The sequence below is a fragment of the Mesorhizobium sp. M0018 genome (genome assembly GCF_040323955.1).
Taxonomy (GTDB): domain Bacteria; phylum Pseudomonadota; class Alphaproteobacteria; order Rhizobiales; family Rhizobiaceae; genus Mesorhizobium.
Window position 1 is genome coordinate 50,500 of the sequence record NZ_JAMYVL010000024.1, and the last position, 22,979, is coordinate 73,478.

Annotated in this window: 22 protein-coding genes and 1 riboswitch; of the genes, 9 read left to right on the forward strand and 13 right to left on the reverse strand. The window is 63.1% G+C overall.

The window, feature by feature from the left end; translation table 11 throughout:
* The first annotated feature begins 26 nt into the window (after positions 1-26).
* A riboswitch (FMN riboswitch) is annotated at positions 27-173 on the forward strand.
* Positions 174-250: 77 nt separating this feature from the next.
* The 3 genes from NKJ81_RS26585 to dhaL all read left to right on the forward strand — a co-directional run bounded on the left by NKJ81_RS26585 (position 251) and on the right by dhaL (position 2,449).
* Positions 251-724 carry a 6,7-dimethyl-8-ribityllumazine synthase gene (locus NKJ81_RS26585; protein ID WP_352542231.1) on the forward strand — a complete coding sequence of 158 codons (474 nt, stop codon included), beginning with the start codon at positions 251-253 and terminating at the stop codon, positions 722-724.
* A 69-nt stretch (positions 725-793) separates the two neighbouring features.
* Positions 794-1,801, forward strand: coding sequence for a dihydroxyacetone kinase subunit DhaK (locus NKJ81_RS26590; RefSeq protein ID WP_352503003.1), 1,008 nt, complete (start codon positions 794-796; stop codon positions 1,799-1,801).
* 9 nt (positions 1,802-1,810) lie between these two features.
* Positions 1,811-2,449 carry a dihydroxyacetone kinase subunit DhaL gene (gene dhaL, locus NKJ81_RS26595; protein WP_352542232.1) on the forward strand — a complete coding sequence of 213 codons (639 nt, stop codon included), beginning with the start codon at positions 1,811-1,813 and terminating at the stop codon, positions 2,447-2,449.
* On the opposite strand, the gene derI is transcribed toward dhaL, so the two are convergent.
* From derI to NKJ81_RS26610, 3 genes are read right to left on the reverse strand one after another with little or no spacing between them, the layout of a single operon-like run.
* Positions 2,446-2,889 (reverse strand): D-erythrulose-4-phosphate isomerase, encoded by a 444-nt coding sequence (derI, locus tag NKJ81_RS26600; protein WP_023676015.1) that lies wholly within the window; start codon positions 2,887-2,889, stop codon positions 2,446-2,448. The two genes, dhaL and derI, sit on opposite strands and share 4 nt — an antisense overlap.
* 26 nt (positions 2,890-2,915) lie before the next feature.
* Positions 2,916-3,674 carry a triose-phosphate isomerase gene (locus NKJ81_RS26605; RefSeq protein ID WP_352472271.1) on the reverse strand — a complete coding sequence of 253 codons (759 nt, stop codon included), beginning with the start codon at positions 3,672-3,674 and terminating at the stop codon, positions 2,916-2,918.
* 10 nt (positions 3,675-3,684) lie between these two features.
* Entirely contained in the window at positions 3,685-4,449 is a 765-nt protein-coding gene (locus tag NKJ81_RS26610; protein WP_023676017.1) for a DeoR/GlpR family DNA-binding transcription regulator, read from the reverse strand.
* 255 nt (positions 4,450-4,704) lie between these two features.
* Here NKJ81_RS26610 and fba point away from each other — a divergent pair, with 255 nt between their 5' ends.
* Positions 4,705-5,769: a class II fructose-bisphosphate aldolase gene (fba, locus tag NKJ81_RS26615; protein ID WP_352472270.1), complete on the forward strand. Its 1,065-nt coding sequence runs from the start codon at positions 4,705-4,707 to the stop codon at positions 5,767-5,769.
* A 47-nt stretch (positions 5,770-5,816) separates the two neighbouring features.
* On the opposite strand, the gene NKJ81_RS26620 is transcribed toward fba, so the two are convergent.
* The 10 genes from NKJ81_RS26620 to NKJ81_RS26665 form a co-directional block, all read right to left on the reverse strand.
* Positions 5,817-6,755, reverse strand: a complete 939-nt coding sequence (locus tag NKJ81_RS26620) for a sugar phosphate isomerase/epimerase family protein (RefSeq protein WP_352542255.1) — start codon at positions 6,753-6,755, stop codon at positions 5,817-5,819.
* Entirely contained in the window at positions 6,755-8,272 is a 1,518-nt protein-coding gene (locus NKJ81_RS26625; protein ID WP_352542233.1) for a glycerol-3-phosphate dehydrogenase, read from the reverse strand. The genes NKJ81_RS26620 and NKJ81_RS26625 overlap by 1 nt, the downstream gene beginning before the upstream one ends.
* A gap of 19 nt (positions 8,273-8,291) precedes the next feature.
* Positions 8,292-9,332: a 2-hydroxyacid dehydrogenase gene (locus NKJ81_RS26630; protein WP_352502998.1), complete on the reverse strand. Its 1,041-nt coding sequence runs from the start codon at positions 9,330-9,332 to the stop codon at positions 8,292-8,294.
* A 7-nt stretch (positions 9,333-9,339) separates the two neighbouring features.
* Entirely contained in the window at positions 9,340-10,902 is a 1,563-nt protein-coding gene (locus tag NKJ81_RS26635; protein ID WP_352542234.1) for an FGGY-family carbohydrate kinase, read from the reverse strand.
* Positions 10,902-12,026 carry an ABC transporter ATP-binding protein gene (locus tag NKJ81_RS26640; RefSeq protein WP_352502997.1) on the reverse strand — a complete coding sequence of 375 codons (1,125 nt, stop codon included), beginning with the start codon at positions 12,024-12,026 and terminating at the stop codon, positions 10,902-10,904. The genes NKJ81_RS26635 and NKJ81_RS26640 overlap by 1 nt, the downstream gene beginning before the upstream one ends.
* Positions 12,023-13,141, reverse strand: a complete 1,119-nt coding sequence (locus NKJ81_RS26645; protein WP_352502996.1) for an ABC transporter ATP-binding protein — start codon at positions 13,139-13,141, stop codon at positions 12,023-12,025. Before NKJ81_RS26645 ends, NKJ81_RS26640 begins: the two co-directional genes overlap by 4 nt.
* Before the next feature lie 4 nt (positions 13,142-13,145).
* Positions 13,146-14,003, reverse strand: coding sequence for a carbohydrate ABC transporter permease (locus NKJ81_RS26650; RefSeq protein ID WP_023676025.1), 858 nt, complete (start codon positions 14,001-14,003; stop codon positions 13,146-13,148).
* A 9-nt stretch (positions 14,004-14,012) separates the two neighbouring features.
* Entirely contained in the window at positions 14,013-14,936 is a 924-nt protein-coding gene (locus NKJ81_RS26655; protein ID WP_352452414.1) for a carbohydrate ABC transporter permease, read from the reverse strand.
* A 152-nt stretch (positions 14,937-15,088) separates the two neighbouring features.
* The gene (locus NKJ81_RS26660) at positions 15,089-16,534 is read right to left on the reverse strand and encodes an ABC transporter substrate-binding protein (protein WP_352455241.1); all 1,446 of its coding nucleotides are present in this window, start codon (positions 16,532-16,534) and stop codon (positions 15,089-15,091) included.
* A gap of 44 nt (positions 16,535-16,578) precedes the next feature.
* Positions 16,579-17,553 (reverse strand): sugar-binding transcriptional regulator, encoded by a 975-nt coding sequence (locus NKJ81_RS26665; RefSeq protein WP_023676028.1) that lies wholly within the window; start codon positions 17,551-17,553, stop codon positions 16,579-16,581.
* 226 nt (positions 17,554-17,779) lie between these two features.
* On the opposite strand from NKJ81_RS26665, the gene NKJ81_RS26670 reads away from it, so the two are divergent.
* From NKJ81_RS26670 to NKJ81_RS26690, 5 genes are all read left to right on the forward strand, one after another.
* Complete coding sequence (locus NKJ81_RS26670; RefSeq protein ID WP_352542235.1) at positions 17,780-18,823, forward strand: substrate-binding domain-containing protein; 1,044 nt, start codon at positions 17,780-17,782, stop codon at positions 18,821-18,823.
* A gap of 36 nt (positions 18,824-18,859) precedes the next feature.
* Complete coding sequence (locus NKJ81_RS26675; protein ID WP_352542236.1) at positions 18,860-20,128, forward strand: ABC transporter substrate-binding protein; 1,269 nt, start codon at positions 18,860-18,862, stop codon at positions 20,126-20,128.
* Between the two features lie 75 nt (positions 20,129-20,203).
* Positions 20,204-21,049 (forward strand): carbohydrate ABC transporter permease, encoded by an 846-nt coding sequence (locus NKJ81_RS26680; protein WP_352542237.1) that lies wholly within the window; start codon positions 20,204-20,206, stop codon positions 21,047-21,049.
* A complete protein-coding gene (locus tag NKJ81_RS26685; RefSeq protein ID WP_352542238.1) occupies positions 21,046-21,888 on the forward strand; it encodes a carbohydrate ABC transporter permease in 843 nt (280 codons plus the stop codon). The genes NKJ81_RS26680 and NKJ81_RS26685 overlap by 4 nt, the downstream gene beginning before the upstream one ends.
* Positions 21,889-21,909: 21 nt before the next feature.
* Entirely contained in the window at positions 21,910-22,950 is a 1,041-nt protein-coding gene (locus NKJ81_RS26690) for an ABC transporter ATP-binding protein (RefSeq protein ID WP_352542239.1), read from the forward strand.
* Positions 22,951-22,979: the final 29 nt, after the last annotated feature.

The following is a 22,979-nucleotide window of genomic DNA, read 5'->3' on the forward strand; positions in this document are numbered from 1 at the left end:
TTCCGGCCCTTCCATACAAACGCCGTCAATGTTCTCAGGGCGGGGTGAAAGTCCCCACCGGCGGTAAGGGTCTCGGCCCAAGCCCGCGAGCGCTCTCCGGTTAGCCGGAGGGGTCAGCAGATCCGGTGTGATTCCGGAGCCGACGGTCACAGTCCGGATGGAAGAGAACGAAATGGAAGACGGTCCGCTTTCGCGGTTCGGACTCCGTATCGTGCGTCCTGATTCTGGTTCGAAACGGAAGGATGGACCCATGAATGAGCATTCCCACAACGACTATGAAGCGATCCGCGTTGCCGTCATTCGCGCGCGTTGGCATGCCGATATCGTCGACCAATGCGTTGAAGCATTCGAGGCGGAACTGGCGGTTCTCGGAGAGAAACGCTTTGCCGTCGATGTCTTCGATGTGCCTGGCGCTTATGAGATTCCCCTGCATGCAAAGACGCTTGCCGTGACCGGCCGCTATGCCGCTATCCTCGGCGCCGCGTTCGTCGTCAATGGCGGCATCTACCGGCACGAGTTTGTTGCAAGCGTGGTCATCGACGGTATGATGAATGTGCAATTGTCGACTGGCGTGCCGGTGCTTTCGGCGGTGCTGACGCCACACAACTACCATGACAGCGCGGACCATCACCGCTTCTTCTTCGAGCATTTCAGGGTCAAAGGCAAAGAGGCGGCCAGTGCCTGCGTGCAACTGCTGGCGGCACGCGAACACATCGCGGCGTGAAACCTCCACCGCCGGGTGGAAATCCCGGTAAGGCGCTGTAGTATCTCACGAAAACCAGGGAGGATGCCGGTGCAGACCAAGAAGATCATCAATGACGGTAACCGCTCCGTCGACGAGATGCTGGAGGGCATCCTGGCCGCGCATCCGCGCCATCTCAGAAGCGCGGACGGCAGTCCGCGCGCCATTATCGCCCGCGACGGACCGCGCCCAGGCAAGGTCGGTCTCGTCATCGGTGGCGGCTCGGGCCACGAGCCGACCTTCCTCGGCTTCGTCGGCAAGGGGCTGGCCGACGCCGCCGCGATCGGCAATGTCTTCGCCTCGCCGCCGCCGGACCCGATCCTCGAATGCGCCAAGGCGGCCAGCGGTGGCGCCGGCGTGCTGTTCATGTACGGCAACTATGCCGGCGACGTGATGAACTTCGACATGGCCGCCGAAATGGCGGCAATGGACGACATCGAGGTGCGCACCGTGCTGACCACCGACGATGTCGCCTCGGCGCCGCGCGACCAGAGGCAGAAGCGGCGCGGCGTCGCCGGCAATTTCTTCATCTTCAAGGCCGCCGGTGCCGCATGCGACCAGATGCTGTCATTCGATGAATGCGAGCGTATCGCCAGGAAGGCCAACGATCACACCTTCACCATGGGCGTGGCGCTGTCGCCCTGCTCGCTGCCGCAGACCCGCCGGCCCAATTTCGAGATCGGACCGGACGAGATGGAGATTGGCATGGGCATCCATGGCGAGCCAGGCATCGCGCGCGGAAAGTTGAAAACGGCCGACGAGATCACCGACGAAATGCTGGACAAGGTCCTCGACGAGATGGCGCCGGCGCGCGGCGATAAGGTCGCCGTTCTGGTCAATTCGCTCGGCTCAACGCCGTTGATGGAGCTCTACATCATGAACCGACGCGTCAAGCAGAGGCTGGATGACGTCGGTATTTCCGTCCACGCGACCTGGGTCGGCAATTACTGCACCTCGCTCGAAATGGCCGGCGCCTCGGTGACGCTGATGCATCTCGACGGCGAGTTGCAGGCGATGCTCGACCATCCTTGCGACGGCGCCATGTTCCGCGCCGGCTGAGAAAGCATCATGACCTCGATCGATTCAGTCGGCTTGAAAAGAATGTTCGATGAGATCGCGGCGGCGATCGACGCCGACAAGGACAGGCTCTGCCAACTCGACGGCGTCATCGGCGACGCCGACCATGGCATCGCCATGGCACTAGGCTTCACAGCTGCGCGCGATGCACTAGCGCAACTCGACCTCGCGGCGACCGAGCCGACGGCGCTGCTCAACACTGCGGCGAAATCCTTCCTCAACGCGGTCGGCGCCTCGTCAGGCCCGCTCTATGCGACCGCCTTCATGCGCGGTGCCGCCGCCGTCAAAGGCAAGGCAATTCTGGAGGACGCTGACACCATCGCCATGCTCCGGGCGATGGCGCAAGGCATCCAGGATCGCGGCAAGGCCGAGCTCGGCGAAAAGACCATGGTCGACGCCTGGCTGCCGGCTGCGCAAGCAGCGGGTGCCGCGCAGGAAGCCGGCAAGAGCCTGTCCGAGAGCCTGGAGGCTGCACTTGCAGCGGCCGAACGAGGTGCCGAGGCGACCAAGGGCATGATCGCCGCCAAGGGCCGCTCATCGCGGCTCGGCGAGCGCTCGCTCGGGCATATGGACCCCGGCGCCGCATCGGCCGTGACGATTATCAGAGCGATGTGGAACAGTCTGGCTTAACCCCGCTTCGCCGCGTCGAGCCTGTCGATCGCCTGGACATTGCCGGCCGACGGTCCCTTCTCATCGAATTCCGATGCAAGCCATGCATCGACGATCGACTTGGCCAGTTCCGGGCCGATGACGCGGGCGCCCATGGTGATGATCTGGGCGTTGTTGGATTTTGCCGCGCGCTCGGCCGAATAGGTGTCGTGGGTGAGTGCGGCGCGAATGCCGGGCACCTTGTTGGCGGATATGGATACGCCGATGCCGGTGCCGCAAAACAGGATGCCGCGATCGTTTTCGCCGTCCAGGATGGTCTGGGCGAGCTTCTGTGACAGGTCGGCATAGTAGCCCGACTGGCTGAGGTCGCTAACCGTGAGGCCGGGCTTGGTAGCGAGGTGAGCGGCAATGACGTCGAGCAGCGGCTTACCGGCGCTATCAGCTCCAATGGCAATTTTCATGTTCCGTTTCCTTCCTGTTTGGTGATTCAGATCGCCGCCGAGGCGCGCTTGAGGATGTCGATATAGCCGTCCGCCTGCCAGGCCGAGCGGCCGATGAACAAGCCGTCGATGTTGGGCTGGCCGACCAGTTCGGCGGCATTTTGCGGATTGACGCTGCCGCCATAAAGCACCGGCGGCACCACCGGCAGCAGGTCGCGTGCGATTTTCTTGATTAGCGCCTGCTGCCTGTCGGCATAGTCCGAACTGGCCGGCACGCCCTTGTCGCCGATCGCCCAGACGGGCTCATAGGCAAACAGGATCGTCGCCGCCTTCGCCGCGCCTTCGAGAAACTGCAGCGCGCCGTGCACCTGCAAGGCCAGCACCGCAGCGGCCTGCCCGCTGTCGCGTTGAGCCAGGGTCTCGCCGACGCAGATGAGTGGCACGAGACCATGCTTCACCGCCGCCGCAGTCTTCAGACCGACGGCGTTGTCGGTCTCGCCGAAATGCTCGCGCCGTTCGCTGTGGCCGAGCTCGACCATGTCGAGGCCGCAGTCTTTCAGCATGACCGGCGAGATCTCGCCGGTCCAGGCGCCGGCGTCGGCCCAATGCATGTTCTGCGCGCCGACCTTGATGCGCGTCGGCGACAGCGCTTTCTTGACCTCGCGGATCGCCGTGAAGGGCGGGATGACGAAAGGCTGGATGCGCTCGTCGAAACCGGGGACGAACTCCGCCAGCGCCTCGGCGAAAGCCATCGCCTCGGCGAGCGTCTTGTTCATTTTCCAGCTGGTGCCGACCCAATAAACCATACGTGCCCTCCTATTCTGCGATCACTGTCAGCGAAACGCCGGCACCATCCAGCGCGGCGCGCATCTGCGGCTGCGGCTCGCGGCCGGTGAAGACCGTGTCAAAGGCCTTGAGATCTGTCAGGAAGTGCAAGGCAGTGCGGCCGAATTTCCCATGATCGACCAGCAGATATTTGCGCGCTGCTGCGGCCATCATCAGCCGTTTGGTCTGGACCACTTCCTGATCCTGGTGAAAGGCAGAGGCACCATGGATGGCCGATGACGACAGGAACGCGACATCGGCGCGCAATGATTTCAGCGTGTCCTCGGCGAGCAGGCCGAAGAAGCCGTGAAACTTCTTGTTGTATTGGCCGCCGAGCGCAATCAGGTTGATGCCGGCAACGCCCGCCAAATCCTGGATGACGGCCAGATTGTTCGAGATCACCGTCAGCGGACGCAGATCGGCAAGATGCCGAGCAACGCCGCCCGCGGTTGAGCCATCGTCGATGATCACCGTCTGACCCGGTTCGATCATCGTCACGGCAGCGGCGGCGATGCGCTTCTTCTCGTCGCCGGCCAGCCGCTGGCGGTAGCGGAAATCGCTCTCGAAAAGGCTGCTCGGCTGGATCGAGGCGCCGCCGCGCACCTTGCGCAGGAAGCCGCTTTCCTCGAGCTCGTCGAGGTCGCGGTGGACAGTCATCTTTGACACGCCGAAGCGTGAGGCAAGATCGTCGACACTGGCGGTGCCGATGTCCATCAGAAAATCCATGATGCCTTGCCGGCGGCCGTCGCTCTTCATTTCCGCGGCATCCTTGTGCAATCCGGTTCCGAGATATAACAGCAAACGTCGCACAAGCCACCAAATTTTTGTGATAATGTTATATCTCTTTGGGATATCATGACGCTTCTGGTCGCGTCCTGTAACAAGAATTGCTGCCGGCCGAGCGCCCAGCGGTTGCGGTGCCGCGGAAATCCGGCCAGAAGCATCAGGGGCTCGTCGACAACCGAACGGCCCGCAAACACTGGCTCGAAACCGGATACGGGAGACTACTGAGTGGCTCGCATCACACTGAGACAATTGCTCGATCATGCCGCCGAATACGGCTATGGCGTGCCTGCCTTCAACATGAACAATATGGAACAGGGCCTCGCCATCATGGAGGCAGCCGAGGAGACCAAATCGCCGGTTATCCTGCAGGCGAGCCGCGGCGCGCGAGCCTACGCCAATGATGTGGTGCTGGCCAAGCTGATCGACGCGCTGGTCGAAATCCATCCCGATATCCCGGTCTGCATGCATCTCGACCATGGCAACAACGAAGCGACCTGCGTCACCGCGATCCAGCACGGCTTCACTTCGGTGATGATGGACGGATCGCTGAAGGAAGACGGCAAGACGCCGGCCGACTACGCCTATAATTCCGGCATCACCCACCGCGTCGTCGACATGGCGCATTGGGGCGGCGTCTCGGTGGAAGGCGAGATCGGCGTTCTCGGATCGCTGGAGATGGGCGGCGGCGAGCAGGAGGACGGCCATGGCGTCGAGGGCGTCATCAGCCACGACCAGCTGCTGACCGATCCCGTGCAGGCCGAACAGTTCGTGCGCGACACCCGTGTCGATGCGCTGGCAGTCGCCATGGGCACCAGCCACGGCGCCTACAAGTTCAGCCGCAAGCCGGACGGCGCTGTACTGGCCATGAACGTCATCGAGGAAATCCACCGCCGTCTGCCGAGTATGCATCTCGTCATGCACGGCTCGTCCTCGGTGCCGGAGGAGTTGCAGGAGATCATCAACAAATATGGCGGCCAGATGAAGCCGACATGGGGCGTGCCGGTCGAAGAGATCCAGCGCGGCATCAAGCACGGGGTGCGCAAGATCAATATCGATACCGACAACCGCATGGCGCTGACCGGCGCAATCCGCAAGGTGCTGACCGAGAACCCGAGCGAATTCGATCCGCGCAAATATCTGACGCCGGCAATGGCCGCGATGCGGAAGCTGTGCAAGGAGCGCTTCGAGCAATTCGGCACCGCCGGCAACGCACCGAAGATCAAGCCGCTGCCGCTGTCGGAAATGGCCAAGCGCTACAAGTCCGGAAGCCTCGATCCGAAATTTGGCTGACGTATTCCGGCTCTGAGCAGGAGCTGCCTCAGCTCCTGCTCATCCGATCATGCTCGCGGCAAGAGATCGGCCCGGCCGGTCTCGATAAAGGGTGCCCAGTAGTCGACCGACTCGCGGATCATGGCGATGACCTGGTGGTCGACGGGCTCGCGCTCGCGGAACGACAATTCGAGGCAGATCTCGTTGTCGACGCCGCCGCCACGGCGAACCGTCTCCAGCAGCTTTTCCGGCGTGATGCGGCCGTCCTTGTTGTGAGCGGCAATGAACGGCCAGTGACCACCCTTGTTCATCGACGACTGCTTGACGTGGATGATCGGCGATTGCCTGGGAAAGGCTTCGGCCCAGGCATAAGGGTCGGTGTCCGCCGGATTGCTCGAGGTCACGTCGCCATGGTCGATGTCGACCATCATCTTGAACGGGACGGCCATGCCGGCCGCTTCGATCTCGCGCTGCAGTGCCCGGCAGCTTTCGATCGTATGGCCGAATTCGCGGCCGACCGACATCGGCTCCCAGAACAGGTAGGTCAAGCCGGCTGCTTTGGCATGCTCGGCGACCTCGCGCCAGCATTCCAGCGCGATGTCGAAAAGCCGCGCGCGACGTTCAGGATTGTCGTAATCCCGGCGAGTGAAGATCGCGAATTGCGTGCCCATGCCTGCGGCGCCGAGCTCGGCCGAAACTTCTGAAAAGGTCTTGAACCAGTCGACGTAGTAGCGCCGCACGTCGGCATCGGGATGGCCGAAATGATTGAGCCGGCCGTAAGGGCCGGTCATCGCGGAGGTCACGCGCACACCGGTGCGGTCGAGCGCGGAGCGTAACAGGCGGACGAATTTGGCGATCGTCGCCGCCGGCCAGCCGGGATTGACGAATTCATGGGTGAGTTGGACGTCCCTGATACCGATCTGATAGGCGATCGCGTCGATCAGGTCGTCCGGCTCCGCAAAGCGGTTGACCAGCGGATTGGTGTTGAGCGAAAGCGTAAAGGCCATCAGCCGGCCTTTGCCAGCCGGCTCGAGCACCAGTCCTCGAAGGCGGTTCTTTCCGCGGCGGACAGATGCAGGCCGTGCTTGGTGCGCCTTTCGAGAATATCGGCGGCGGTCTCGGCCCATTCATGCTCGAACAGGTAATTGGCTTCGCGCTCGAAAAAATCCTTGCCGAAGCGCCGGCCCAGTTCGGCGAGCGAGGTGGCCGCGCCGACCAGATCGCGCGTCCTTGTGCCGAAGAGCCTGCCGTAATGCTTGACCAGCGATGCCGGCATCCAGGGAAATTCATGGCCGAGGTCGCCGAGGAACTGCTCGAAATCGGCATTGGCGATATCGCCGCCCGGCAGGTGCCCTTTCGAGGTCCACGGCTTGCCCATTTTCGGAAAGAACGGGGCGATACGGTCGAGCGCGTGCTCGGCCAATTTGCGGAAGGTGGTGATCTTGCCGCCGAAGACCGAAAGCAGCGGCGCCTGCCCAGCCGGTGCGTCGAGTTCGAATATGTAATCGCGGGTCACCGCGCTCGGATTGTCGGCATTGTCGTCATAGAGCGGCCTGACGCCGGAAAACGAGTAGACGACGTCGCTTCGTGCGAGCTGGCGCTTGAAGTAGCGATTGACTGCCTTGATCAGGTAATCGATCTCGCTCGCATCGGCGGTCACGTCCTCCGGCCGCCCTTCATAGGGAATGTCAGTGGTGCCGATCAGCGCCAGATCGTCCTGATAGGGATTGATGAAGATCACCCGCTTGTCGCTGTTCTGAACGAGATAGGCCTGCCGCCCTTCCCAGAATTTCGGCACAACGATGTGGCTGCCCTTGACCAGGCGCACGTTGCGCCTGGAATTCTGGCCGCCGACGCGGTTGATGACGTCGTTGACCCAGGGTCCGGCGGCGTTGATCAGCGCCCGTGCCCGGACTGTGGTCCTGACGCCGGTTCGACCGTCGCGCATCTCCACCGACCACAGGCCGTTTTCGCGGCGGGCAGCGGTGCAGGCAGTGCGGGTGAATATCCTGGCCCCACGCTCCGCGGCGTCGAGCGCATTGATGACGACCAGGCGGGCGTCGTCGACCCAGCAGTCGGAATATTCGAAGCCGCGCTTGAAGCTGTCCTTGATCGGCGCGCCTTCTGGCGCGGTGCGCAGGTCGAGCGTGCGGGTGGCCGGCAGTCGCTTGCGGCCGCCAAGATGGTCGTAGAGGAACAGGCCGAGCCGCACCAGCCAGGCCGGCCGATCATCGGGGCTGTGTGGCAGCACGAAGCGCATCGGCCAGATGATGTGCGGCGCGGATTCGAGCAGCACCTCGCGCTCGATCAGCGCCTCCCGCACCAGGCGGAACTCGTAATATTCGAGATAGCGCAAACCGCCATGAACGAGCTTTCCCGATCGCGAACTGGTGCCCTCGGCAAGATCGTCCTTTTCGCAAAGAATGACCGACAGACCCCGGCCCGCCGCATCGCGCGCGATTCCGGCGCCATTGACACCGCCGCCGATGACGAAGAGGTCGACGATTTCGGTTTCACCGTTCATCTCGCTCTATGCCCTGTCGTCAGCATGGATTGACCGGAGGCAGCCCGGCGATGTAGCGGCGCACTTCCTGGGCCGCCTGCTCGGCCGCGTAGGTCACGGTGCGTACCGACGCGCCGGCGATATGCGGCGTCAGCGTCACGTTCGGCAGTTGCAACAGCGGCCAGTCGGCAGGCACCGGCTCGATGGCGAACGTCTCCAGCATAGCGCTGCCGATCTGCCCCGAGACGAGCGCATCGTAGAGCGCATCGTAGTCGACCAGCGGTCCGCGCGCGGTATTGACGAAGATTACGCCGGGTTTCATCCGGGCGATGGCGTTCTTGCCGATCAGGCCGCGCGTCTCCTCGGTGACCCGGGAATGCAGCGTGACCACATCGGAGCGCGACAGCAGATCGTCCAGCGCAACCAGTTCGACGCCGGCATTGCGGTCCTCGGCGCTCAATTGCACATAGGGATCGCAAACCAAGATGCGGCAGCCGAAGGCGCGCAGCAGGCGAACCAGCCTGGTGCCGATATTGCCGTAGCCGATGACGCCGACGGTCATTTCGTTGAGCTCGCGGCCGGTGCGATCGGCGCGGTAGAGATCGCCGCGCCATTCGCCCTTGCGCAAGGCTTCGTGACCGACGCGGATCAGCCGCGTTTCAGCGAGAATGGCGCCGATGGTGAACTCGGCCACGGCGCTGGCGTTGCGGCCGGGCACATTGACCACGGTGATGCCGTGGGCCTTGGCGGCGGCCATGTCGATGTTGATCGGTCCGCCGCGCGAGACCGCAACCAGCTTGAGCGTGGGCAGGCGCTGCATCATGCTTTCGGAGAGCGGCGCAAGCTGGGTGACGAAGATTTCGGCGTCGCCGATGAAATCCACCACCTCGTCGGGATCGCCGAAATACTCCTTGACCTTGTCCAGACCAAGCGCGGCATTGCCGAATTGCATCGGCTCGTCGGGCCAAGCGGTCTCAATGCTGCGGATGTCGAGATTGTCGCCGCAGGCCGCCTCGATTTTCTCGCGAAACACTTCCGGAAGCATGAAGCGGTCGCCGATGATCGCAATTTTCTTGGGCATGCTCTTCTCAATTCACGTCGGTTTGCCTGGACGCGGCCATCGAGCGCCAGACCGGCCGCAGCGCCTCATGCGCCAATGTGTAGGACGGAGCCATCGCCTCATAGGCAGCGGCAAGTTTCCGATCGCTGGGTTCGGCCGTACGGAGCAAAGGCGTGACCCATTCGCTGACGCAATCGTCCATCGATGCGTATTGGCCGACGCAGACCGCAGCAATCATTGCGGCGCCCGCAGCACCGGCCTCCTCGCGCTCGCTGGTGCGAATGTCGGCGCCGACCGCAGCACCCAGGATCTTGCGCAGAGCCGGGCTCCTGGCCGCTCCGCCGGTCAGGCGGATTTCCTTGGGCAGGGCCCCCATGGCGGCGTAGCAATCGCGCGCCGCGAAAGCCAGCCCCTCGAACACCGCGCGGACTATGTCGGCATAGCCGTGCCTGGACGAAATGCCGATGAAGCCGGCCCTGGCATTGGCATCGACGAACGGCCCGCGCTCGCCGGCCTCCGAGACATAGGGCTGGTAGAGCAGCGCGCCTGGCTCGGACGACGATATCCACTGGTCGACCAGCGCGATCATCTCGCCATTGGTCCGCGTAATACCTTGCGAGGCGAGAATGCCGGAGGCGAGGCCAAGGACCCAGTCGATATTGAGCGTTGCCGCCATGTTCGACTGCATCTGCGCAAAGACGCCGGGTGCCGGCATCGTCATCGTGTAGCCGGTTGCAGCCTCGTTGAGCAGAACCTGGTCCGGCGTTTCGGCAAGCCGCATATGCATTCCGGTGGAGCCGATGATCGAGCATCCCGGCTTGCGTTCGCGATCGAACAGGCCGGCGCCGAGCGCCGTGCAGGCGACATCGACATAGGCCAGAACGACCGGTGTGCCGGCGAGCAGGCCGGTCGCATCGGCTGCTGCCGCCGACAGCGAGGTGCTTTGCCTGGTGCCATCGACGATGGGCGGCAACAGATGCCGGAGATCGGTGACGCCGAGTACCTCGAGCACATCATCGCAATAGCCGCGCGTGCGGAAGTCGCCGAAGGTGAAGGTGCCCTCGGACGGGTCGGTGGCGCGGTGGCCGGTCAGCTTGAAATAGAGCCAGTCCTTGCAGTGGAACGCCGTCGCTGCATTGGCAAGCATCGCGGGCATGTGGCGCTTCATGAACACGAACTGCGATCCCTGCTGGCAGGCAGCGAGCCCGCTGCCGGTCTTTTCGAAGCGCAGCCGGTCCTCCGGCCGCGCGCGGATCTCCTCGACGACCGCGGCAGCGCGCGCGTCGAGCCACAGCCAGCCCTTGGCAACCGGCTCGCCATCCTTGTCGATCAGCCAGGTACCGTCGCCCTGCCCGGTCACGGCGATGGCAATGGTCCGGCTGGCGAGATCCGGCACCTTGTCGGCAAGCTCGCACAAGGTCGTCGCGGTATCGGCCCAGGTGCGTGTCAGGTCCTGCTCGGCGCCGCCGCCCGGCAGTGTCTCGTATTTATTGGGCAGCGCGGCGGACGCGATCTGCCTGCCCGCCGTGTCAAAGGCGACGCATTTTATGACAGACGTGCCGGCGTCGATGCCGATCAGCACATCCTGCATCAAGCCAGCTCCGTGCCGTGCGAAATGGCATTGCCGCTCGCCTGATCGAAGACGTGAAGGTTTTTCGGATCGATGCTGATCTTGATCGGCGCGCCAAGCTCCAAGCGGGTTCGGTCATGTTCGACCAGGACCAGCGAACCGCCGGCGAAATCGGCGGCGATATGGGTCTGGTCGCCGAGCCATTGATTGGCCGAAACCGTCGCCGGCACACCATCTTTCGAGCGGCGGACCGCATAGGGCCTGACGCCGATGACGACGCGCTGCCGGTTGAGCAATTCGTCGCGAACCGGGCCGCTGAACGCATCCTTGTCGTATTCGAGCGAAAGCCCGTCGGGCAGCTTGAGACTGATCTTGCCGGCAGCTGTGCCGACATAGGCCTCGAAGACATTCATCGGCGGCTCGCCAACGAAGGTGCCGGTGAACAGGTTTGCCGGCCGCTCCTTGAGCCTGTCAGGCGTATCGAACTGCTGCAGCACGCCGCCCTCCATGACAGCGATGCGATCGGCCAGAGCATTGGCCTCGGTCTGGTCGTGGGTGACAAGGATCGCGGTCAGGCCACGCTCCTTGATGAAATGCTTGATGCGGCCGCGCAGCACGGCGCGAAGCTGCGGCTCGAGCTGGCCCATCGGCTCGTCCAGCAGATGCAGGTCGGCCTCGCGGATCAGCGCCCGGCCGAGGCTGGCGCGCTGCTGCTGGCCGCCGGAGATCGAGCTCGGATAGCGCTCGAGAATGTCCTCGATCTCGAGCAGCTTGGCGATGTTGGCAACCTTTGCATCGACCGCACTCTTCGCCAGCCTGGCGGCCTTGAGGGCGAAGGCCATGTTCTCGCGCACGGTCAGCGGCGGGTAGAGCGAATAGCCCTCGAAGGCCATTGCGACGTTGCGCCTGACCGGCGGCAACGTGTGCACCTTGCGGCCGGCAACCGAGATGCTACCCCGCGAGACCTCTTCGAAGCCTGCGATCATGCGCAATGTCGAGGTCTTGCCGCAGCCGGACGAGCCGAGCAGCGCCACGATCTCGCCCTTGACGATTTCCATCGTCAGGTTCTTGACGGCGTGTACGCCACGGTCGATCGGACCGTAGAACTTGTCGACGCCCGAAATGGTGATTGCGGTCGGGCTCATGCCGCTTCTCCGCTACGCAAATTGACGACGTTTTTCGAGCCGATGCGCTCGCCGCTTGTGCGATCGAACAAAAGGGCGCTTTTACTGTCGACGGCAATGTAGACCTTGCCCTCGGATTGGCCCGGTGTCCCGGAAGGACGCGAAACCAGAATTTCACGGCCGCGCACGGTGCGCACCAGCGTGACGATCTTCTCGTTGAGCGGCGTCTCAGCCTCGACCGTCACCGGGATGGCGCCGAGCGTGCGTTCATCGACAAACGCCAGCGCCTCCGGCCGCAAACCGATCACGCAGTCGCGGCCGACCGCCGCCTCATGAGCGCCGGCAAGATGGACCTGGACGTTGGACAGGCCGACATAGATGCCCTTGGCGTCCCGCGCCGGCTTGACGTCCAGAAGGTTGATGGTCGGGTCGCCGAACAGCCGGGCAATCTCGACATTGGCCGGCTCGCGATAGATCTGCTCGGGCGTGCCGAGCTGTTTGACGACGCCCTGCGACATCACCGCGATGCGGTCGCCGAGCGCCATCGCTTCCTTGTAGTCCTGGGTGACGTAGATAACGGTCGCGCCACGATCCGCCAGCAGTCTTGGCAGTTCCAGCCGCATTTCGAAGCGCAATTTGGCATCGACGTTGCGCAAGGGATCATCGAGCAGCAGCAGCGGCGGCGAGCCGACCAGGGCGCGGGCAAGCGCGGTGCGTTGCTTCTGGCCATTGGACAGCGCCCGCGGCTTGTGGCTGAGCACATGGCCGATTTTCAACAGCTTGGCGACGCTCTCGACGCCGGTCTTTATCGTGCCTTGCGATGAGTGCTTCGCCTGCAGCGGCGTCGCAATGTTATCGAACGCCGTCATATGCGGGAACAGCGCGAAGTTCTGAAATGCCATGCCGACGCCGCGGAACTCGGCGTCGAGATCGGTCATGTCCTCGCCGCCGATGAGTATCTTTCCCTCGTCGGGGTCGATGACGCCGGCCACCAGCCGCAGCAGCACGGTCTTGCCGGCGCCGGACGGCCCGAACAGGACCAGCGTTTCGCCGTCGGCGACGGTCAGCGACAGATTGTCGAGAACAGTCTGGCTTTTATAGCGCTTGACGATGTTTCGCAGTTCGAGGCTTGCCATCGGACTATCCTTTCACCGCGCCAAGCGACAGGCCTTCGACGAGATAGCGTTGCGCATAGAGCGCGAGCGCCAGCGTTGGCGTGATCGACAGCACGATCGCCGCCGAGATCTGGCCATACTGGATGCCCGAGGAGGTGATGAAGGCGAGCGCGCCGACCGTCACCGGCTGCTTGTCGGCCGAGGCGAGCACCAGCGCAAAAACGAAATTGTTCCAGGCAAAGATGAACGCGAGCAGACCGGCAGCGGCAATGCCTGGGCCGGCGAGCGGCAGCGCGATCTTGCGGAAGGTGGCAAACCAGGAATGTCCGGCAATGCGGTAGGCGTATTCGATGTCGGCGGGAATGTCCTCGAAATAGCCGCGCACGATCCACAGGATCAACGGCAGGCAGATCAACTGATAGACCCAGATCAGCCCGATATAGGTGTTGGCCAGCCCGAGCTTCTGGAAATAGAGGGTGAGCGGCAGGAGCACCAGCAGCGCCGGCGCAAACCGGAACGACAGCAGCGTAAAGGCAATGTCCTCCGAGCCGCGGAATTTGTGCCGCGCAAAGGCGTAGGCCGCCGGAACGCCGAGCAGCAACGCGACGGCAACCGAGGTGACCGACAGGAAGACGGAATTCCAGAGGTTGCGCATGAAGGCGATGTCGAGCGTGCCGGCCGCCGTCATCAGCTTGCCGGTGATCAAGGCAGTGTAGTTGGCGAGCGTCGGCTCGAAGACAAGCTGCGGCGGAATCCGCAGGATTGTCTCGTTGGTCTGGAACGACATCATCAGAATCCAGACGATCGGGAACATGAAGAAGATCACGACCAGCGCCAGGGCAATGCCGCGCAGGATGCGTTCGAGAAGCGAGGTGTGTTCCACGCCAGCCTCCTATGCCTGGCCGCGGGCGCGTTCGCGCAGCCGCAGCCAGTTCTTGATGAAAATGTTCGAGAGGAAATAGGTGATCGCCCACAGGATGATCATCAGTGCCGCCGAGCGGCCGACATTGGTCGACTGGAAGAAATTGAGATACGCCTCGACCTGGAACACGGTCAGCGTGTCGCCCGGACCGCCCTGCGTCATGGCGTAAATGATGTCGAACTGCTGGATGGAATCAAGCAGGCGGAACAGGGTCGCCGTCAGGATGTAGGGGGTCAGCATCGGCAGTGTGATGCGGAAGAAGACGAAGCTGCGTGGCACGCCGTCGAGTGCTGCCGCCTCGAAGGGCTGCGTCGGCAGGCTGCGCAGACCTGCAAGCAGCAGGATCATGATGAAGGGCGTGTAGACCCAAATGTCGACGAGCACGACGGTGAGCAGCGCCGTCGACGGAGACGAGGCCCAGCGGAAATCCTGCAACCCGATCAGGCTGGCGAGATAGCTGAGCACGCCGAAACCGGGATTGGTCATCAGCTTCCACATCAGCGCGGCGAGCGCCGGCGCCGTCATCAGCGGCATCAGCAGCATGATCGAGATGAAGTTGTTCAGCGTCGAGCGCTTTTGCAGCAGCATGGCGATGCCGAGACCGAGAAGCAGTTCAAGCACAACGGTGATGCCGGCGTAGAGCAGCGAGATCTCCAGCGTGTTCCAGAACTTCGGGTCGGTGAAGAAGGAGATATAGTTGTCGCCCCAGTTGAACTGCCGCGCCCAGGGTTGGCTCAACCGGTAGCGCTGGAACGAATAGACCACCGACGTCAGGAACGGGATCAGGATGCCGATGCAGACCAGCAGAGCCGGCAGGCTGAGGAGATAGGGCAGCACCCGCTTGCTGATCCTGAAGCCCGACGGCCTGTTTCTTTGTATTGTCGCCGCAGTCATCGGCTGCTCCGTCATCCTGTTGCTTCGCCGTCCCGGCCGCCCAAGGGAGCAAGGCGGCCGGTCGGGCGAGCAGGCGGCACCTTTCGGGACCGCGTCGCAAACGTATCACATCTCAAAGGCTGGCCCGCGGACGGGCCAGCCTTGGCCGCGGCTTAGCCGAGCCCGGCTTCCTTGAGCTGGCTGTTGATGCTCTCGGCCAGCTTGTCGAGGCCCTCGTCGACCGGCACTTCCTTGGCCACCATCTTCTGCAGCGTCGCCGCCCATTCGGTGGTGAGATCAAAGAACAGCGGCTGCGGGGTGAACTTGATGCTGGCGCCCGGCGCCGAGACGTCGAACATCTCGACATAACCCGGATAGCTCTTGTTCAGCTTCTCGCGGAACATCTCGTCGTTCCAGACCGACTGACGAACCGGATTGACGAAGTCCATCTTGGTCGCACCGAACAATGCATGCTCGGGTCCGGATGCCCATTGCATGAAGTACCAGGTGGCGTCCTTGTCCTTGGAGAAGTTGGACATCGACAGCGACCAGATCCAGATATTGGGCGTCGGCGCCTTGGCGGCAGGATTGGCCTTGAATGCCGAAAAGGCGAGCTTGCCGGCCATCTTGTTGTCGCCGCCATTCATGAAGTAGCCAAGGATGTCGGCGTCGTAAATCATCGCCGAAGCACCTGCACCGAGATCGGTGCCGACCTGGTACCAGGTGTAGGTCGACCAGTCCTTCGGGCCGCTCTCCTGGATCATCTGGACCCACTGCTTGTGGAAAGCCTTGGATTCGGCGGTGCTCATCGCGGCCGACAGCTTGCCGTCAGCCGAGACGTTCAGGTCCTTCTGGTCGAAATTGGCGTAAGCCGACAGGAATCCCGGGTGGATCGTCGCCCAAGAGCGCGAGCCGCGCACGCCGATGCCGTAGACGCCACCGCCGACGTCCTTGGTGAGCTTCGCCGCCGTAGCGACCATCTCATCCATATTGCCGGGAACGCTGACGCCGACCTTGTCGAACATGCCCTTGTTGTAGGTGATGTTGTTCTGCTCGAAGCCCCACGGAATGCACCATTGCTTGGCGTCCGCCGAACCGAGGGCGCCGCCCGGCTGGCCGTTCCAGGCGCAGGAGTTCTTGACGCCGGGCAGGAAGTCGTCCCAGGCATATTTCGGGTTGGTCTTGGCCGGATCCTTGATCCATTCGTTGAGGTCGGTGATCCAGCCGGCCGGACCGTAGGTCCAGGTCATGTAGGCGCCGGTCATGAAGGCATCGTATTCGGGCGAGCTGGCCGACAGCGCGGCGGTAACCTTGTCGAAATAGACGTCTTCGGGGAACACGTCATAGACGACTTCCATGCCGGTCAGCTTCTTGAAATTGTCGAGGTTGGCGATCATCGCATCGGCGTAAGGATGCTTGTTGAGCAACAGCTTGATGGTTTTGCCCTTATGCGCCTGCCAGTCGAAATCAGCCGCCAGGGCGCGGGTCTGCCCGAAATTGAGCAGTGTGCCGGCGGTGCTGGCGGCAAGGCCCATTGCACCGAGGCCCTTGATCAGCCCACGGCGGTCGACTTGTCCACGCAGGAATGCGTCGATGAGGTCTTTCTCTTTCTCATGCATTTCTCTTCTCCTCCACAGGGTAGTTTCAACGAAATGGTTGCCGGCTACCCGACCGGCGTCTGTTCCACGAGCGATCGCGCCGTCCGCTCGTCGGTTATCAAGCCTTTGAGATAACGGCCCTCCAGCACTGACTTGATGGCGCGAACCTTCACCTTGCCGCCGGCGACGGCGACAATCCTGCGGTTGCTGATGTCTTCGCGCGCCAGTGCCAGCGCCCGGTCGGAAAGCGTCGTCGCAACGGCCTTTCCGGCATCGTCGAAGAAATGGCCGAGCAGTTCGCCGACACCGCCGTTGCGGCGGATCTCCTCCATCTCGCCCTTCTCGATCATACCGGTGGCGACAAGCGAGGCCTCACGTTCGGCGGTGCCGATGCCGGCGATGAGCAAGTCGGCGGACTTGGCGAGGTCGAAGACATCGCTGACGCCTTTCTGCCCGAGCAATACTGTTCGATCCTCGACCGTGTTGGCGAACATCGGTACGGGCATCACATAGGCCTCCGCACCGGTGCGTTCGGCGACGCGGTGGATGACGTCATGGGGGTTGGCCGAGAACTTGCGCGTCAGGCCGCCAAGCAGCGAGACGAAACGGATCCTGCCGGCCGATATGCGCGGCAGATATTCCACGCAGGCGGCAAGCGTGCGGCCGTGGCCGACGCCGATCAGCGCCTCTTCGCCGCGTTCGATCTCGCGCTTGAGAAACTGCGCGCCGGCAATGCCGAGCGCCTTGAGCGGCAGGTCTTCGGCATCGAAGTCCGGAACCACCTCGCAGTAGTCGAGGCCGTACCGGCCGGACAACTCATCCTCAAGCTCCACGCATTCTGAGACTTCGCCGTCGATGTAGACTTTGACCAGGCCTTCCTGATTGGCCTTGGTGATCAGGCGATGCGCCTTGAGACTGGTCAGGCCGAGCCGCTTGGCGACCTCCGACTGGGTCAGGCCGCCGGCATAGTGAAGCCAAGCGGCACGGGCGGCCATCCCGGTCTCATCGTCGCGCAGCAGGCCGTTGCCAAAACCAACCATTTCCGCCCTTTGATATTTTTATCAGTTGCTGCAAAATTTTTCACAAGGCGTCGCCCGAGTCAAGCAACCGCTGCGTTTAAATCTCCGGCCAGGAGCTTGCCGGCCGGGGCCGAATTGGGCCGCGCTAACCAACGGGCAAGAAACAACACCGACCATGCGCATTTAAAACGTTTGCAATTTGGATTGGACGCATTACAAACGTTTCAAACTTCGTTCGGGAGAAACGATGCCGGCCCGCGTTACCACCCTCAAGGAACTTGCTGCGCAGCTCGGCCTGTCGATTACCACCGTTTCGCGCGCCCTTGCCGGCCACGTGCAGATCGCCTTGAAAACGCGCCAACGTGTCGCCGAGGCTGCGCATCAGGCCGGCTATGTGCCGAACACCGCAGCCCGCACGCTGGTCTCCGGCCGCAGCGGCTTTGTCGGCATGGTGCTTCCGATCCGCGGCCCCAATCTGGTCGACTCCTTCCTCGGTGAATTCGTCACAGGGCTCGGCGAAGGGCTGGTTTCGCACGGCTCCGACCTGATCCTGGCCGCAGCAGCGCAAGGCCAGTCGGAACTTTCCGTGCTTCGCCATGTCGTCGAATCGGGCCGCGCCGACGGGGTCGTCGTCACCCGCATCGCCGAGATCGACGAGCGGCTTGCCTATCTGCGCCAGCGCAATTTCCCGTTCGTCGCGCATGGCCGGCTGCTCGACGGCGACTTTGCCTACCATTGGCTCGATACCGATGGCGCGCACGCATTCGGCGAGGCCTTCGACATGCTCTACGATCTCGGACACCGCCATTTCGGCCTGGTGACGATTTCCGAGCCGATGACATTTCGCCATCTCAGGCAGGACGGGCTCGCCGCCGCGATCGCCCGCCGGGGCGATCCGTCTGTCAGCCTCGATGTGGCGACGGCGCCGCGTTTCGATCGCGGTGCCCGCATCCAGGCAATCAACCGGCTTCTGCACGCCACCGAGCGGCCGACGGCGATTGTCGCACTGTTCGACGAGCTGGCGCTGACTGTGATGGAAGAGGCGGGGCGCGCCGGACTTGCCATTCCTCGCGACCTTTCGGTGATCGGCTTCGACAACATAGCCGCCTCCGCCTATGCGCCGCCGGGGCTGACCACTTTCGACGCCTCGATCCGCCAGTGCGCGCGCGAGATCGGCGAGATGCTGCTGACCGTCATCGGCGACAGGCCGGACGCGCCACTGACGCGGCTGGTCCGGCCGACACTTGTCTCGCGGGCAAGTCATGGCCCGGCACCCGCAGGACGGAACTGACGCCTTAGCGGCGCACAACCAGGGAGGAAGACGACGATGAATGCGTTGAGGACATTGGCAGGTGCGGTGCTGGCGTTGTCGCTTGCTGCCGGCGCAGCACAAGCCCAGCAGGTGTTGTTCTGGTCGACACAGGCGCGACCAGTGGAAGAGACACAGAAGATGCGCAGCGAAGTGCTGAAGGGGTTTGACGGCCAGGTCGACTATCAGGTCGCCGAGGACGGGCCCTGGCTCACCCGCCTTCAGGCCGAACTGCAGGCCGGCGCCGGCACCATAGGCGTGCTCGGCGGCCTGCACGGAGACTTCTCCACCGTCGGCGCGAACCTTGTCGATCTCTCTGGCGTCGATCTCGGTGGTGTCAAGGTCAACGAGACCTACAAGAAGCTCGGCATGCTCGGCACCGGCGAGCAGAAGTACCTGCCATGGATGCAGGCCACCTTTCTGATGGCGGCCAACAAACAGGCGCTGCAATATCTGCCGGCCGGCACCGATCTCAACACCATCACTTATGACCAACTGATCGAGTGGGCGAAAAACATCGCTGAAAAGACTGGTTCGCCCAAATTCGGTTTTCCGGCCGGCCCGAAAGGGCTGAAGCACCGTTTCTTCGAGGGTTTTCTCCTTCCATCGTATACCGGCTCGATGGTGACGAAGTTCCGCTCGGCGGAGGCCGAGACGGCGTGGAACAAGTTCAAGGAATTGTGGCAATACACCAACCCGAATTCGACCAACTATGCCTTCATGCAGGAGCCGCTGCTGACCGGCGAAGTCTGGGTGGCATTCGATCACGTGGCGCGCCTCGCCGACGCCTTCAACCAGAAACCCGACGAGTTTGTCGCCTTCCCGGCGCCGGCTGGCCCGGCAGGCCGCGGCTACATGCCGGTGGTGGCCGGTGTCGCTATCCCGAAGACCTCGCCTGACATGGACAAGGCCAAGGCGCTGGTCGCCTATATGCTGAAACCGGAAACCCAGATCGCGACGCTGAAGGCGACAAACTTCTTCCCGATCGTCGACGTCAAGCTGCCCGACGACATGCCGGCCTCGGTGAAGGCCTTCAGCCCAGTGATCGCCACCATGACCGGAGCTCCCGATGCGTTGCCGGCGCTGCTGCCGATGGGACTTGGCGGCCTCGGCGGCAAGTTCAATCAGATCTACACCGACAGCTTCGAGCGCATCGTGCTCGGCGGCGAGGATGTGCACGGCGTGCTCGACGAACAGGCGACGGCGCTGAAAGCGATCATCGAAGAGGCCAAGGCGCCGTGCTGGGCGCCCGACAAGCCCTCGCAAGGCGCCTGCCCGGTCGATTAAGAATCCTCCCGGGCGTCCGGATTTCCAGCGCGCCGGGCGCCCACCCCTTTTGAAGCTTCGAATAGAGAGCGCTCCATGCACAGCAAGGCCCTGCCCTATCTGCTGCTGACACCGGCGGCGCTGTTCCTCTGCGTCTTCTTCCTCTACCCGTTCGTGTTGGTCGCCTTCGAGGCGTTCACCCGCGACGGCGGCTTTACGCTCGACAATTTCCGCACCATGGCGGGCAGCTGGAAGTTTCCGGTCACTGTCCGCAATACGCTACTGCTGAGCGTCGTCGTCGTGCCGATTCAGTTGGTCATGGCACTGCTGATGGCAACCGCGGTGTCGCGGCTCGAAACCGGACGCAGCGCCGCGCTTTATATCTTCGCCATTCCGCTCGGCATCTCCGATCTGGCCGCCGGGCTGATCTGGCTCGCCATCTTCGACCAGTCCGGCTTCCTGAACACCTTGCTCTCCAATCTCGGCGTCATCGACAGCCCGGTCATGTTCCTCGGCTACCAGAGCAAGCTGACGATCTTCATCGCCGTGGCGCTGGCCGAGATCTGGCGCGCGACCGCCATCATGATGGTCATTCTGGTCGCCGGCATGGGGCTGATCCCCCGGGAATACTACGAGGCGGCGGAGGTTTTTGGCGCTAGCCCGTGGAAGCGCTTCATCAAGATCACGCTGCCTCTGCTGCGCCCAAGCCTGCAGACGGCGATCATCCTGCGCGTCATCCTTGCCTTTGAGGTCTTTGCCGTGGTTGCAGCACTCGGCGGCACCAATCTGCCGGTGCTGATGGGCGAGACCTACAATTGGCAGTTCACGCTGCAGGACCACAATGTCGCCGCCGCCATGGCGCTGTTCATCCTCGCCATCTCGATCGGTTTCACACTGTTCTTCCTGCGTGTGCTGCGTGTGCCGAAGGAGGCGCGGATATGAGCACTGTCGCGGAGATCTCGATCGCCGCGCCTGAGGCCCGCAAAGCCGGCAACTGGCTGCTGGTCGCCACCGTCATCCTGCTTTGCGTCTGGGTGCTGCTGCCGATCTATCTGCTGATCGTCAACGCGCTGTCGTCGCCGGAAGAGGTGACCGCCTTTCCCAAGCGCTTCTTCCCGTCATTCGATTTCGGCAGCTTTGCTTTCTTCATCAATTTCGCCGGCATCGCCAAGGCGCTGTGGAACTCCGTGCTCGTCGCCACGCTGACGATGATCCTCTCGATCGGCTTCGGCGCACCGGCCGGCTACGCACTGTCGCGCTTCGATTTCCCGGGCAAGGAAACGTTCCGTTTCCTCGTGCTGATGACCCGCGCCTTCCCGCTGCCGCTGCTGGCGCTGCCGCTGGCGGTGATGTTCATCCGCACCGGCCTCGACGACACCGCGATCGGGCTGGCGCTGGTCCACACCACGCTGGCGCTGCCGTTTGCGGTGCTGATCACTTTCTCGCTGTTCTCCGGCATTCCCGTCGAGCTGGAGGAGGCGGCCTGGACGCTCGGCTGCACGAGATTGCAGGCATTCCGAAAAGTCATTCTGCCGCTGGCGCTGCCGGGCATCGCGGCGTCCGCGGTGTTTGCCTTCACCATCTCCTGGAACGAGGTGTTTGCCGCCGCCGTGCTCACCATCGAGAACCGGACGCTGACCGCCTTCCTGCTGCAGAGCCTTGGCGAATCGCCGCTCTACCTCAAATTCACCGGCGGTGCTGCCTTGGTTATCCCGGCACTGATCTTCATTTTTGCCGTCCGCAAATATCTGTTCGCCATGTGGGGGATCGCCAATCGATGACGCGCACAAAAGAGAACGCCGATGGCTGAGATCGTCATCAAGCAGGTGGCAAAACGTTTCGGCGGCTTCACCGCGCTGCATTCGATCGACCTGACCATCGCCGACCAGGAATTCATGGTGCTGCTCGGCGCCTCGGGTTGCGGCAAGACCACGCTGCTGAGGATCGTCGCCGGGCTGGAAACGCCAAGCCAGGGCGAGGTCTGGATCGGCGGCCGTCGCGTCGACCATCTGCCGCCGCGCGAACGCGGCATCGCTATGGTGTTCCAGAATTACGCCGTGTTTCCGCACCTGACGGTATTCGAGAATATCGCCTTCGGCCTGCGCATGAAGAAGCTGCCGCAGCAGGAGGTCGACGGGCGCGTCAACCGCACCGCCGAGCTAATGCATATCGAACAGCTTTTGAAGCGCTATTCGGGCCAGCTTTCCGGCGGTCAGCGCCAACGCGTGGCTGTGGCCCGCGCCCTGGCGATGGAGCCTGACGTGATCTTGATGGACGAGCCGCTGTCCAACCTGGACGCGCTGCTGCGGCTCGAAATGCGCGCCGAGCTCAAAGGTGTGCTCGCGGCGTCCAAGACCACCACCATCTACGTTACCCACGACCAGGTCGAGGCGATGAGCCTTGCCGACCGCATCGCCGTCATGCATCAGGGCCGTATCGTCCAGGCCGCCTCGCCGGTAGAGGTCTACCGCAATCCGGCGGCCCGCTTCGTCGGCTCCTTCATCGGCAACCCGCCGATGAATTTCATCCCGGCGACGAAGACGGCCGACGGCAGTTGGACCGTCGCCGGGCTGACGCTGCCCGGCCCCAAATCGGACAAGCAGACGATAGAATTCGCCATTCGCCCCGAGGATGTAGACGCCGGCAACGAAGGTATTAACGCCACCGTGCGCGTTGTCGAGCCGCTCGGACCGCACACGCTGGTCACCTGCGGCGTCGAGGGCGGCCTGTTCCGCGCCATCCTCGAATCGAATGCCACGGTCGCCGTCGGCGATCACTTGCGGCTTTCGCCCAAACCCGATCGCATCCGCTGGTTCGATCCCGAAACCACCAACGCCCTTTGATCCCCTTCGATTCTGAAAGTACGAACGCC